Origin of the sequence: Paenibacillus sp. Root444D2 (genome assembly GCF_001426375.1) — a bacterium.
Lineage (GTDB): Bacteria > Bacillota > Bacilli > Paenibacillales > NBRC-103111 > Paenibacillus_E.
On the sequence record NZ_LMEO01000002.1, the window covers coordinates 133486 to 146990 of the forward strand.

17 protein-coding genes are annotated in these 13505 nt (G+C 42.1%); 1 reads left to right on the plus strand and 16 read right to left on the minus strand.

Annotated features, from left to right (window positions below; genetic code table 11):
* Positions 1 to 18: 18 nt before the first annotated feature.
* The 3 genes from dapB to ASD40_RS02605 all read right to left on the minus strand — a co-directional run bounded on the left by dapB (position 19) and on the right by ASD40_RS02605 (position 1762).
* Positions 19 to 822, minus strand: coding sequence for a 4-hydroxy-tetrahydrodipicolinate reductase (dapB, locus tag ASD40_RS02595; RefSeq protein WP_057301782.1), 804 nt, complete (start codon positions 820 to 822; stop codon positions 19 to 21).
* 33 nt (positions 823 to 855) lie between these two features.
* Positions 856 to 1359, minus strand: a complete 504-nt coding sequence (locus ASD40_RS02600) for a tetratricopeptide repeat protein (RefSeq protein ID WP_057301783.1) — start codon at positions 1357 to 1359, stop codon at positions 856 to 858.
* Between the two features lie 64 nt (positions 1360 to 1423).
* Positions 1424 to 1762 carry a nucleotide pyrophosphohydrolase gene (locus ASD40_RS02605; RefSeq protein WP_057301784.1) on the minus strand — a complete coding sequence of 113 codons (339 nt, stop codon included), beginning with the start codon at positions 1760 to 1762 and terminating at the stop codon, positions 1424 to 1426.
* Positions 1763 to 1873: 111 nt separating this feature from the next.
* Between ASD40_RS02605 and ASD40_RS02610 the strand changes: the two genes are divergently transcribed.
* Entirely contained in the window at positions 1874 to 2746 is an 873-nt protein-coding gene (locus ASD40_RS02610) for a YitT family protein (RefSeq protein ID WP_057301785.1), read from the plus strand.
* A gap of 53 nt (positions 2747 to 2799) precedes the next feature.
* On the opposite strand, the gene ASD40_RS02615 is transcribed toward ASD40_RS02610, so the two are convergent.
* The 13 genes from ASD40_RS02615 to ASD40_RS02680 form a co-directional block, all read right to left on the minus strand.
* Positions 2800 to 3678 carry a sporulation protein YpjB gene (locus tag ASD40_RS02615; RefSeq protein ID WP_057301786.1) on the minus strand — a complete coding sequence of 293 codons (879 nt, stop codon included), beginning with the start codon at positions 3676 to 3678 and terminating at the stop codon, positions 2800 to 2802.
* Positions 3679 to 3744: 66 nt separating this feature from the next.
* Positions 3745 to 4404 carry a DUF1405 domain-containing protein gene (locus ASD40_RS02620; protein WP_235549142.1) on the minus strand — a complete coding sequence of 220 codons (660 nt, stop codon included), beginning with the start codon at positions 4402 to 4404 and terminating at the stop codon, positions 3745 to 3747.
* A 68-nt stretch (positions 4405 to 4472) separates the two neighbouring features.
* Positions 4473 to 5363 carry a menaquinol-cytochrome c reductase cytochrome b/c subunit gene (locus ASD40_RS02625; protein WP_057301787.1) on the minus strand — a complete coding sequence of 297 codons (891 nt, stop codon included), beginning with the start codon at positions 5361 to 5363 and terminating at the stop codon, positions 4473 to 4475.
* 19 nt (positions 5364 to 5382) lie between these two features.
* On the minus strand, positions 5383 to 6054 hold the full coding sequence (qcrB, locus tag ASD40_RS02630) for a menaquinol-cytochrome c reductase cytochrome b subunit (protein ID WP_028554311.1): 672 nt from the start codon (positions 6052 to 6054) through the stop codon (positions 5383 to 5385).
* A 17-nt stretch (positions 6055 to 6071) separates the two neighbouring features.
* Entirely contained in the window at positions 6072 to 6617 is a 546-nt protein-coding gene (locus tag ASD40_RS02635; protein WP_057301788.1) for a QcrA and Rieske domain-containing protein, read from the minus strand.
* 282 nt (positions 6618 to 6899) lie between these two features.
* Entirely contained in the window at positions 6900 to 7331 is a 432-nt protein-coding gene (locus tag ASD40_RS02640) for a DUF2487 family protein (RefSeq protein ID WP_057301789.1), read from the minus strand.
* A 70-nt stretch (positions 7332 to 7401) separates the two neighbouring features.
* The gene (locus ASD40_RS02645; protein ID WP_057301790.1) at positions 7402 to 8433 is read right to left on the minus strand and encodes an LCP family protein; all 1032 of its coding nucleotides are present in this window, start codon (positions 8431 to 8433) and stop codon (positions 7402 to 7404) included.
* Between the two features lie 157 nt (positions 8434 to 8590).
* Positions 8591 to 8779, minus strand: coding sequence for an IDEAL domain-containing protein (locus tag ASD40_RS02650; RefSeq protein ID WP_047674234.1), 189 nt, complete (start codon positions 8777 to 8779; stop codon positions 8591 to 8593).
* Positions 8780 to 8957: 178 nt separating this feature from the next.
* Positions 8958 to 10112 (minus strand): hypothetical protein, encoded by a 1155-nt coding sequence (locus tag ASD40_RS02655; protein WP_057301860.1) that lies wholly within the window; start codon positions 10110 to 10112, stop codon positions 8958 to 8960.
* Positions 10113 to 10252: 140 nt separating this feature from the next.
* Positions 10253 to 10834: a histidine phosphatase family protein gene (locus tag ASD40_RS02660; protein WP_057301791.1), complete on the minus strand. Its 582-nt coding sequence runs from the start codon at positions 10832 to 10834 to the stop codon at positions 10253 to 10255.
* A gap of 51 nt (positions 10835 to 10885) precedes the next feature.
* Complete coding sequence (locus ASD40_RS02665) at positions 10886 to 11515, minus strand: anti-sigma factor family protein (protein WP_057301792.1); 630 nt, start codon at positions 11513 to 11515, stop codon at positions 10886 to 10888.
* A gap of 6 nt (positions 11516 to 11521) precedes the next feature.
* Positions 11522 to 12103 carry an RNA polymerase sigma factor gene (locus tag ASD40_RS02670; protein WP_047674226.1) on the minus strand — a complete coding sequence of 194 codons (582 nt, stop codon included), beginning with the start codon at positions 12101 to 12103 and terminating at the stop codon, positions 11522 to 11524.
* A 418-nt stretch (positions 12104 to 12521) separates the two neighbouring features.
* A complete protein-coding gene (locus ASD40_RS02680) occupies positions 12522 to 13391 on the minus strand; it encodes a polysaccharide deacetylase family protein (protein ID WP_057301794.1) in 870 nt (289 codons plus the stop codon).
* Positions 13392 to 13505 lie beyond the last annotated feature (114 nt).

Sequence of the window (13505 nt, forward strand, 5' to 3'; positions counted from 1 at the left end):
CCACTCCCCTAGGGCTCTTTAATCTATAAAATGCTCGAATCCATAAATCATTCCGCTATATGTCATCACTTTACGTACAGCAATGGCAACGCCCGGCATATAGGCTGCACGATCATAGGAGTCATGTCTAATTTTGAGCGCTTGACCTTGCTCCGCCATAATCACTTCCTGCTGAGCAAAGATTCCAGGCAGTCGAACGCTATGTATTCTAAATCCATTGTAATACCCACCGCGCGAACCTTCAATTGTTTCCTCTTCTTTCGGATTACCTTGACGCAGTTCTCCTCTAACTTCGGAGATAAGTTCCGCGGTTTTCACTGCCGTTCCTGAAGGCGCGTCCAGCTTCTGGTCCCCATGATACTCAATGATTTCTAGATTAGGGAAGTATTTAGACGCTTGAGCAGCAAATTTCATCATAAGTATTGCCCCTATTGAGAAATTCGGAGCTATTATTCCGCCAATTCCACTTTCTTGGCACTGCTTGTCCAATTCAGCAATAGCTTGCGGCGTAAATCCCGTCGTTCCCATTACTGGGCGAATTCCTAGGCGAATAGCCAGGTTTGTATGTGAAACCGCTGTTTGCGGACCTGTAAAGTCTACTAAGACATCTGGTCTGGATTCTGTGAGAGCCTGTTCCAAATCATTGCTCATTTTAACCCCACATTCTTCAAATCCTACCATTCTTCCCAAATCAATTGGGCCAGAGGACCGGTTAACCCCCGCCACCAGTTCCATATCGGATTCTGTGAGAACGGTCTTCACGACCTCTCGCCCCATTCTTCCACTTGCACCAATAACGGCTACTCGAATTTTACGATCCATGTTGAGTATATCTCCTTTTTGTATGTTTCAAGCCTATAATTTCATCTTTTGTTGATAGAGCGCCGCATGCTGTTTCGCAATTTCATGATGAGGCTCCAAACGAACCGCTTCCATCACGGTTTGATAGGCTCTCCCATAATCTTTTCGAAAAGCAAATGCTTCTCCTAGAATAAGATACGCTTCAATAGCCAAAGGATCAAGAGCTATCGCTTCTTTTAGTAAGAAAATCGCTCTTTCCGAATGCACTGACTGGGTACTCAGCTGTTTTTGTGCTTTTTCAACTAATTCTCTTGCATGCAGCACTTGCAAATGATAACGATAAACTTCATTATCTTTAACCAACTCAAGTGCCCTAGAAGCATGCTCTATGGCTTTTAACAATTTGTTACTTCTTGCGAAAGTAATCGATAGCTTGTAGTGATAGGCAGCATTGTTTGGTTCTTCAGCTATCGCTTTTTCAAACCATTCAATGGCTTTTTCAAAATCATGACCAAGTATGGATTCGTACGCTTTCTGTATTTGAGTTTCTCCATTCATCTGCCCATCCTCCTCCACCCGAAATCGAGTCTCCCGTTATTGGGGATGGTATAGTTTATGAAGCTTATGTAGTTTCGGTGTTAATTTTGGTCCATCGACCCGCATCCCGCGTGTTGAATTTATGCATGATTTTATCGTGTGCTTCCGTCAAATCAATGCCCAAAGAGTTCGCGAAACAGATGGTTATAAAAAGAATATCGCCTAATTCGAGCTCAATAGAATTGTCTTCTTCCGTGCTTTTTTTGGGCTTTTCACCGTATGTATGATTCACTTCTCGGGCTAATTCACCAACTTCCTCTGACATTCTGGCCAGCATAGATAAAGGACTGAAATAACCTTCCTTAAACTGGGAAATATAAGTGTCAACCTCTAATTGTATATCTTTAAGAGTACGTTCGGACATGTTCACCCTTCTTTCCATCATCTTCACCGAGCTATCATTACTATGTTAAACTATAGAAGAAAAGTTGACAAATTTTTTTGGCGATACCATCAAGTATTTGGAGGAACAGGAATGAGATTTAAGGAACGATTTGCTGATCGATTTACGAATGTTGTTGCAATTATGATCGGCACAGCTATTTATGCGTTTGGTTTGCACTATTTTGTTATTTCCAATGAGTTAATGGAGGGCGGTGTTACTGGGGTCTCCTTGCTGCTCAAATACGTACTAAACGTCCCGCCTTCCATATCTACCCTGTTGATTAATATTCCCTTGTTTTATATCGGTTGGAAAAATTTCGGCAAAGGACGGATGCTATACACCATCTTCGGTGTCGTCGCGTTATCTTTCTTTCTATGGATCATGGAGTTACTCATTCAAAAAGAATGGCTGATCCCTTTTCACACCTCTCAGGATTACTTTCTAGCAACTCTATATGCGGGTATTACACTTGGGACTGGACTGGGTCTTGTCTTCCGTTTCGGAGGTACTACGGGCGGCTCTGATATCTTGGCTCATATCGGCAATAAGAAGAGAGGTTGGAGTGTCGGCCAAGTTATCCTCATTATTGACGTCATCGTCATTGGCTCTTCATTAATCTATTTACCAAAAGAGAAGGTCTTATATTCACTTGTTGCCGTCTTCGTAAGCTCTCGTCTCATCGATTATATTTCCGAGGGCGCATACGCGGCCAAAGCTTTTACCATTATTAGTGATCAAGCTAGTCAATTAGCACAAGCCATTACGACGGAACTAGACAGAGGAGTGACTTTATTCCCAGCTAGGGGGGCCTACTCCGGTAATAATAAGGAAGTTGTTTATTGTGTCGTCTATCGTCACGAAACCAGAAGACTTCGAGAGCTCATTCATGCAATGGATCCTAGGGCATTCATCATCATTGGTGATGTACATGATGTTATTGGTGAAGGATTCAAAACACAGTAATGCAAAAAGTGGGTTAAGCAGCTATATAAGCTTGCTTAACCCACTTTTATGTTTTACCTATTTTCGCTTTCTCTTGATTGCTTCACCTGCACAATGTGTCGTCCTGATTGGTACATTCTCCATCCAACGAAGGATAGTACACTGACAATAATGAGACCAATACCTATCGACCAGATAATTGGCTGTTTAGGATCCGTAATCGGTACGAAAGCGATCGCATCCTTGTTCTTTAGAAACAAATCATCCAAAACTTGGTTCAGATGGTCAAGCCCCGACTCCAATTGTCGAGTCGACATAGGCTGACTATTCACATTCGTTCGGATAAAAGTGAGCAGTGAATCAAGCTTTTCGACGGAAGCGGCATCTCGGCTAATTAGCAAGGAAGGATGAATAATGGCAATATGCTGCGACAGCTTACCGAAATTCGCCAACGCCTCCTTCTGTTTATTCGCTTTTACGTCCTCGTTCAAGTTATTCGTATCATTTTGCAGTACTTTATAGTATTGCAGCCACATAGGCTGGTTCTTATGTGTTAGTGCATCCGTGGCTAAACGAATTTTGGCGACAGCGATCTCCCCTTCTTCCGGTGAATAGGCTGCGGCATTATAGACCCTTTTCGCTTGTGTAATCGTCTCCGTTAAAGCATTTAAACCCTCAACAGATGTAATCCCCTCAAAATGAATCTTAGGAATTTGATCAGACATTTGCAGCAGTTTATTTCTCGCCTCTGTGACTTGACCATCCATGGTTTGTTTGTACATATCATCGGCAATTTGGTTCAAAAACGCTATCCGCTCTTGTTGTTCAGGATCTATTGGCTTAGCGGCTTGTCCGTTTGTACTCGTGCTAACTCCACAAGCTGAGCTTATAACTATAACGGCTGCCAGCAGAAGTGTGGTCGTTAACCATTTCATACCGGAATAATTAAACATGGGACATCCCCTCCTTCACCATCATCATATGGAGGTTTGTCCCAATTTAGACCAGCAGCTATGCGGTTATGTACTTCTTTTCTTACGGGTAAGCAGGCATATGACTGCAATCAATATACCAGTCATACTTAACCCTACTGTGAACCATTCTATCGTATGTAGATTGTCTTCAAGTTCTCGAGGTAATCGCGGGAAAATTCCTCTTTCATAATCCATGAAATCGTTCCAAAATGTCCAGATGGCGACAATGATAATAGCCGTTAGCCGGTATCTATACCATCGAACAAATAGCAGCGCTTCCACAGCCATTGCCAAATGGGAACCTGTCAGCATCCAACCATCCCAACCGACGGGAACTCCCTGCCACGCACCCGTCCAAATCATGGCAACCGCCCAGATGCCATATTTAAACGAAGTAATCAATGCGAATGCTTCAACAAACCCGCGAATAGCTCGATAAAGCTTATTAGGTTGTTGATCCAAAGAACGGTCCATAAGCAGGAAGCCGATTGATAAAGTAAAAAACAAGCTGGCTGTTGGGCTATCTGGAACAAAATATACGTACCAAACAGGATAATTAGCAATCGTATCGACCATTTGTGCCCAGTACCACTCATAGCCATAAACGGTTCCTAAAAGGTTTGAAATGAAAAACGCCCACAACATCTTTTTGCTGAGCAGAAAATCCTTGCTCCAAAAATAGGAAACGGACAACCCTTGCTGCAAGTAAGCTCCTCCTCTTGTGCCAACTTATCTAAAAAAACCTGACCGCTCTCGCGATCAGGTTTCCTTGTTTATTGAGCTTTTTGTTTGGATAACCATTCAGCAAGTTTATTAATATCAGCATCGCTTAAGCCTTTATCAATGTTAGCTTGGTATTGCTTACCCATGTTGCCTTTACCGTTCTTGATAATACCTAGAATCTCATCTTGGGGGTGCTTATCACCAACACCAAGTAATGGAGGTACACCAGAAGCAGGCATCCCTTTAAGTCCAGCGCCATGACAAGATAAGCAAGTTGCTTTCTTGTAAATCTCTGCACCAGGATCATCTGCTGCAACGATAGCTGCAGATTTCTTCGTTTCCTTTGTAGCACCGCCGCCGCCAGCTGCGCCTTTTTTCGCGTGCATCTCTTCCTCACGCTTAATGTGCTCTGGAACGATGTTTTTCTCTTTCAATTCTACTTGGTAATGAGACCAAGATGTATACGTCAAATACGTACAAGCGATAAGAGATAAAATCATCAAGCTTGAGGCGATAGGTCTTCTGTAGAAACGACGCTCTTTACCTGTGTCCAAGAAAGGAGCAAGCAATAAGCCGCCGAACAGTAAACCAGGTACTACAACCGCACCAAGAACAACGTAATCTCCTGATGTATATGGGTATTTCAACAATTGATACATGAATAAGAAATACCAATCCGGCATCGGAATGAACGCTGTGTTCTTAGGATCCGCAGGATATCCTAGCGGAGCTGGATCCGACATGACCAGTACTAACATACCGACCAATACGACTACACCAACCATCCATTCTTTCAACAAGAAGTTTGGTATGAACGCTTCTGATTTCCCCGGATATGCAGAATAATCTTTAGGAATCAGTCGTTGCTCTTGTGATTTCTTTATTACGCGGGAATCTCCCACATAAACGATTTTTTCGTCAGACTTATGACCATGCGCCACGCATTGACCCTCCTTTCAATTATAGCGGTCCGGAAATACCTTGTTTGCGAATCATGAAGAAATGTCCAGCAAGCAAAGCTAGCAGAACGCCCGGTAGGAAGAATACGTGGATGGCAAAGAAACGAGTCAATGTTTGAGCGCCAACAATGCTTCCACCTTGCAGCAATGTTTCAATATATGGTCCCGCGAACGGTACCGATGCTGCGATCTTCATACCTACTTGTGTTGCGAAATACGCTTTGTTATCCCATGGGAGCAGGTACCCGGTAAAACCAAGACCTAACATAACGAAGAAGATGAGCATGCCTACAACCCAGTTCATTTCACGGGGTGCTTTATAAGAACCTGTGAAGAACACGCGCAGGGTATGTAAGAACATCATGACGATTACTAAGCTGGCTCCCCAGTGGTGCATACCTCTGACAATAACACCGAAGGCCACTTTATGTTGTAAATAGTCAACGCTGGCATACGCGTTGATAATATCAGGTGTGTAGTACATGGTTAAGAACATACCTGACAAAATTTGAATGACTGTAATGAAAAACGTCAATCCGCCGAAGCAATATACGAAAGCGGAAAAATGATGAGCAGGGTTTACGTGCTCTGGAACCTCGTGGTCTGCTACATCCCTCCACATTGGCGTAATATCAAGACGTTCGTCAATCCAGTTGTATACGTTTTTAAACATCTGATGCTGACGCCTCCTTATACTCTTGTGTTAGCATGTAGTTGTCCCACATAAACGAAACCATTCTCTACTTTGGTCGTGTATTCATCCAAAGGCTTTGGCGCTACAGCAAGGTTCTTACCATCTTGCGTATAATGAGCACCGTGACAAGGACAGAAATACTGATCTTTGTAAGCAGGATTATCGTTCCAGTTGACTGTACATCCAAGATGCTTACAAGTTGGATTCAACGCAAAGAGCTTGCCGCCGCTGTCTTTGGAAATCCATGCAACCAGTTCAGCATCGCTTTCGTACCAGCCGTCAACCTGATGGACTTGGAACGTAAACGCTTGTGGAACATTTGTAATTTTACTTTCTTCGACAACTTTAACCCAATCCGAAGCACTCTTCTTTTGAAGGACAGGATCAATTGCAAACCGTATCATCGGTATAATAATACCGGCTCCCATAAATCCTCCAGCGCCACCAAGGGTGTAAGAAAGAAATTGTCGACGAGACATTTCGCGTTTGGTCCCGGGTTTCTTCCCATGCTGTTCTTCTTTGTGATTGTTATGATCACTCATTCTCAGGTCTACCCTCCTACATTGGCCGATGTCCGAACCCTCTCGGACGTCAGTTACCTCTATCACGTGTCGTTCGACATTACACTACATAACTAGGACATTACTAATAATAGCCTACGTCTACTAGGTCGTCAAGAATCCATAACTCCTTTTCGTCGGTTGAAATCTCGGCCATTGGACAAATTTTAACGAAATTGTCACAACTTTTTGGCAGCTAAAGAAATTAATTTCTCCCCTTATCCTGCACAACTTTTTTTCCATTAATACGCTGTCCGTTTAAAGTTAATCGTTCTGCTGCCATAGTTCTTGTACTTGTTTGGAAATACTTGATTTGATTAATTCTGATTGGCTTGTCCACTGCTCCATATCGACAACAATCAGCAAGTCGGTTTGCTCTGCTTTCCAAAGTGCTGCTTCTGTATGTATGGTAAGACCGATTACATAACGGAACCCCATTCTTTTCAAATGAAGTGAGATGGTATTCAACTGTTCTCTCATATCCGTACCCGTTATGTAGTGAAGAGCTGGATAGGTTACTACTCTGCCTTTGTAAGGAATTTCAATCGTTTCCAGAGCATCTCGAAGCTGTTCTAACGCTAATGTCACTTGTGCAGGATCTTCAAACCCAGTCAACCCCGTCAATGGAAGTAAACAGGTGTCCAAATACGGTTTCAATTCAAACCAATCTTGTGCTGATATATCATTAAACTTCAACGAATTGTCCTCCCCTATTGTTTGCCAAATGTACGCTTGCTATGTAATGTTACGAATCTCATCTTGTACTTTAATCCGTCCTTATCTGACTGTCAATCCGCTCACCCGATTGTTGACCGCGCAACGCCCCAAGCGCTTCCTCCAGATCCTGCTGCTTCACAACCAGATAGGGGCTCTCCCATTCTCCTTTTAATTGAATATAGCGAACGGTCGCCGGCTTCAAGTCACGATAGGATTTCGTCAATGTACGAAGCTCATCGGCTGGAATATCCGTTTTAATTGATCCTCCAATGATATCAAGCACACCCGACCAAGCGGTCAAACCATTCAATGTGGTTAATTGATCTAACAACTGATTAAGTACTAGCTGTTCTCTTTGATTCCGTTCCATATCAGAGGATTCTGCCGTGCCTAAATTGGATTTTCGGTAACGGATAAAATCTAACACCTGTTTGCCATTCAACTGCTGTTTTCCTTTGTTCAGATGAATATCCGTTCCATCACTTTCATCCTGATAGCGCATATCCATATCAACTTCGACGGTCATTCCCCCTAACTGATCGATGAGCTTCCGAAAGCCATCAAAATTAATAACAGCCATATAATCAATTGGAACTTGATATACATCACTGAACAGCTTTTTGGTTTCATTTAGGGCTGTGTCTCTATTTTTATTGTAATAATAAGCATAAAAATAATTAGCTTTATGAGAACCGTCTAATCCCGACTTATCAGCTTCAATCTCCAGATCCCTTGGAATGGATACCACAGTTCCTTGATGGGTTTTCGGATTAATACGGAAAAGCATCATGACATCCGTATTCAGTGATCCCTCATTACCTTCTCGTTCATCTATTGCTGTTAGGAGGAACGTTAGCGGCCTTTCAATGGGATTGGTTGCTTGCGTAACAGGTGCAAAGCTTTCGCCATTTAGATTTGATGCTGCAGTGGCTCCAGGCGCAGCAATATGATCCAGCGTCTGATTCACTTTGTTATATAGAAAAGCCGCATACACAGACGCAGCTCCTGCAATTAGACCTGTGATTAAAAGAACAGACGTCATTACTTTTCGAATACGGTGGTTTTTTATCATTTTTTTCATTCGTAGTCTCCTTATGTTTGGATTATAATGCTCATTTAAAGAGACGCATGGGGCGACGAATGAGTTCTTTTTTCACCCGATATGCAGCAAAAAAGGACACGTGAATAGGATTCACATGCCCTCTTTTAGGTGTTTATGCCCGCCACCAAATAAGTAATTAACCCAAGGATTGTAACGTTTTAAGCTCTGATGTAAGAGCCAGAAACGTAGTTTGATCTCCTTTGGCTAAAGCGCGGTCAATCTCTTTATAAAGATTTTCTTCTTTATATTTGCGTATGGCATTATCCCAAACCATTTCCGCGAAAAGTGCCAGCAGCGCATCGTTAGATACATTCATTTTTCCCATGAGACCTACCTCCAAATGTTGTCCGCGGTTTGTCAGGAGCTTCTTTTTCGCAAAAACATGTAAGTCTGTTTCTTGGTGTATGCCAATCCCTTGTGTATGCCCCTACTCCATCATATTCACTCAGCACACCAGCGCTTCATTCAATCGCCCGATTCAATAGGAATGTGTCTTTACCTATCTACTTGATGTCTTCTTTGAAACGTATACTTTCTTTATCCAGAAAGAGGACGACCTTATCTTCTTCAGCAACAAATGTTCCTTGAATCACTTTCGTTCCCAGCTTGGTGACTTGAATGACAACTCCATTCTCCTGATCTTCCCCGATCCGAATCAGGCCCAAATGCATCATCATTTGTAGAATTCGTTGTTCTACGATCGATTCAGAACTATCATAATAGAAGGGTTTAACAAGCTTACAAAGCACATCTCCTAGCGATGCCATGGTTACCCATTGCCCACCTAGGCGATCAATCCAGGCTACAATGCTTTGGACATTCGGAATCGGATTTTTATACAGCCTCAACCAAAACTTATAAACTTCTGCTAGGTTTTCTTTCTTGCCTTCTACCAGCCTTGCTTTTCCATCTTCAGTTAAGCGAAGAGTTTGTGAATGCTCACTAATCAGTTGCCTGTAATAGCAATAATCATAGATGAAAGAAAACCGGTTCGGATACTCTTTAAACATGCGGCCATAGCCGAATCGCCATGTCCCTTTGGATACCATCTCTTCTTGAACCGATAATCGATTGAGAATTTGTTGAAGCTGTCGTTTGTACATAGAACCTTCCGCTGTGAGCGGTATCTCCTGCTCTTGTGAGATGAACGTCAAGAAATGAAAGATGTCATCGACGATAAGTAATTGCTCATCCCGGTATACATTAGGTTCACTTGTTGTTTTCAGGCTTTGTTTGAACTGTCCGGTTAGAACATCACTAAATCTACGCTTCAAATCTTGCGGAACATGAAATAAAAACTTAGTCTGCTGTGAATAGCCGTTAAACAGCCATCCAAGTTTCTTGAATTTAATGATCATATCCCGAGGATTCCATTCCTCTGAATCCTCCTTCTGAAATCGTGATTGTTGAACTCTAGCGACAAGTTCTTCAATACTGAAAGCGTTGCGAGGATCGAAAAGCAGCGAATTCAAAAATCGAATATCCTCCAAGGCTAAGCCTTGAATGTGCTTCTCGAAAATCTCTCTGCGCAGAGCTGTGCTCAAAATCGATTGAATCAATTCATTCTTCGAATTACCATTACACTCACACTCGTAGGTATGAGCAATTCGGCCTAATTCATGGATATCGGCATAACTGAGCATATCCGCTAGGTTCATTTCCATCCTACATCCCCCATTTAGCGAAGCTTTCAGCTCCGAGGTTTCTAGTAACCATTATGGGATTTTTCACCAAAAATATTCCAATCGAATAAAAAAACATGACTCTTTCAAAAAAGTCATGTTTTACTTTATTGCTATTATTCAGTTATAGATTGTAAGTGAGTTAAACAGTTATACAATTGAAGCTCCCAGCCCTCTTTTTGACGAAGTAGAATGGTCAGCGATGTATTCTGCAGAAAATCTTCACGATCCATGCGAAGAACCCTAAGAATCTGTACGATAAAACCTCCATGAGAAATCAATAATATTTTCCCACTCGGATAAGTCTGAAGTAATTCTGCTTCTAGCTCTGTCCATCGTTTCCATAGATCTTCATCTGACTCTTGACCTAGTTCCTGAAGCTTCCAATTGGGTCCCCAGCGCTCTTCTCTTTCTGCAACGGTAGTTCCTTCTACCTGCCCATATTTACGCTCCCTTAGCCTCTTGTCTGTGCCTATAAAGGGGATCCCCGACAGATCCGAAACGATTTGTGCAGTTTCTCTTGCTCTCGTTAGATCACTGCTTATAATACCATCCCAGGTTTCTTTTGCTAATCTTAGTCCAAGTAACCGAGCTTGCTCTCTGCCTTCCCCGGTTAATTCTGTATCAAGCTGCCCCTGCAGCTTTCCAAGACGATTCCATTCTGTACTCCCATGACGTATGAATCCGATTGTTGTCATTCGCTTGCCCTCCACCATCTCTATAAAATAAAAAATGCTCCTACAGGAGCATTATGCTTTTGTTCGTGACAACCAATTCATAATAATGATTGTAGCAATTAGACCTAGTATCGAAACGACCAGTAAGTAATGCGGATAGGAGTGAATAGGTCCTACGTGGAAGCGTAAAGGTTCCATGAAGCTAGGATTCAGACTCGCTACCGCGTCCCCCATCTTATGGCCATTCATCGATTCAGCACCGCTGGTCTTCAGGGCTTGCGGCGCTTGAAGATCAAACAAAGAATTATCCGCAGTTGCTATTGAAGATTGTGGCGTTCCATCGTACACGATTGCAAATAAGAAGCTGAATACGAATAAGGCTAAACAAAAAGCAATAACAGCGGTAAGATTCCGTCTAAGTGTGTAAGAGATGGCATACATACGTTCAGAAACTGGAATTCGCCATGACTCATTTTCGTAAATTCGATTCATAACCTTGCCCGAAACCATTGGCTCATAATCAGGCAGCTCACTCTCAATCGCCGCAGTACGAATGAGTATCGTACTTTCTTCCCATATTTGAAATTCTTCTGCACATTCGGCACAAGTTGTTATATGCTCATCTACCGCGGCACGACGCAGGTCATCATTCGGCAAATCCCAATATACCCCAAATAACTCCTGGATCTCACTACACTTCATGATCTTTCATCCCTTCGATTCTTCGAATATCGGTTCACTGAAATAAGGATCCAGTTGTAATTTAACGGATGCCCTTGCTCTAAACAAGAGTGACTTCACCGAGCTTACCGTTTGGCCTAAAATGTTCGCGATTTCCTGATAATCCATCTGATCGTACTCTCTAAGTATCAAAGCCGATCGTTGTTTCTCTGGTAAACTGTTAATTGCTTCGCGAACCATAGACACTTTCTCATTACGCAGCATAGCTTGCTCTGGCATGGCATCAAAGGATGCATGTGGCGTAAGTCCACTTTGTTCCAACGAGACTTGAACGCTTTTATTTTTGCGCAGCTCACTCAGAACCGTATTCCGGGCAATGGTGTATAACCAGGTTGAAAAGGATGCCTCGATTTCACGGAAAGAATGCAAACTGCGATACGCTTTATAAAAAGTTTCGTTACACAGATCTTCTGCGATGGCTTCCATCTGCGTATTCTTTAACATATGAAATATAAATGCAAGGATTTTACGCTCGTAACGACGCATAAGTTCATTGTAAAGTTGAACATTTCCATCCTTGATTTCTCTGATCAATTGGGAATCGGTCATTACGTGGCGGCCCTCCTAACGATCCCGGGTACCACTCCAACTGCTCATACATGTTGTACTGCTGCAGGAGTGAAAAGTTGCGGTTATTTGTGAAAAAATTATGAATTTATGTATGAATAAAATACGAGCCTATAAAACCTTCTTGATCCATCACGAAATTCCTGCTAGATTCGACAAATTGTTGGATAAAGTTCAATTCGCAGCGTGTCTGATGCAAACAACAGACTGTCCTTCCCATTATATAATAAAATCAGAAAAATATGGTATATATGCACAAAAAAAAACCGCCGAATCGGCGGTTGCACTTATGGTGCGATTATCGGATAGGAGTGGAGAGAAACCATACTGTACTTTTATTATATGTATACGGTTTCATTCTGTCAATACTTATTTTGAAAACGTTTACTAACTCATTTTTTTAAGATTGAAGGGGTTGTAATTGATGCCTCTTCGCTTGCTTAATCAAATTATTTATGGAATGTGGTCGAATGAATGGACTGCCTGCATTGATCCGTGGGATTTGCATAGGATCCGTTTCCTTCATGGTTATACCTGGCTTTGTTGTAAAGGCAAACTTAACTCCAGCTTCCTGAAGATATGAAATCGTAACATCATCATAGCTTCCGAAAGGGTACGCATAGGAATCGACGGACTTTGAGCCATTCACTTCAATGAGTTTAGAAAGACCTGTCCGGGTATCGTTCAGAATTCTTTGTTTGAATTCATCGTTTGTTTCTATTATACCGTTTAGTGTTATTTTGTTGGTTAACAGCGGCTTGCCATTGCTCATCGCATGCAGCGCATCCGAATGACATTGAAAATCAATGCCAGCAAACTCATTTCGCATTTTCATAATCTCTTCTCTAGACAAGGAAGGTAAAGGTGTTCCTCCCGGGTTGTCCAAATCTTTGGTAATAACGAAGTTCACAGCAGGTACTCGCATTTTTTTGAGTATCGGAAAAGCATTGGTGTAGAAGCTTTTGTAGCCATCATCAAACGTAACAAGCACCGCATTGTCAGGAATTGCCGTCCCTTCTGACTTGAAGCTTTTAAACTCATCCATGCTAATGAAATGATAACCTTTCCGCTGCATAGCCTCCAACTGCTTTTCGAACAGCTTAGTCGAAATCGTCACGGAGCCCTGTACCTGATCATCGATATGGTGATACACAAGTACAACAACTTCATTTGAATAAACAACATCATTTGCTCGCACTAAGGATGGCAAAAAATTCATGAAAGCGATTAACAAAATAAGCATACTTTTCCATACTAATTGGATCTTCATCACGTTCGCCCCACAATAAAATATGTAATATATATATGAATAGATGTCATTATATCACGAAGCTTTTTCTTTGAGAATCTGTTAACAAAAATAAAATAAGCTGATCCCTTCCTC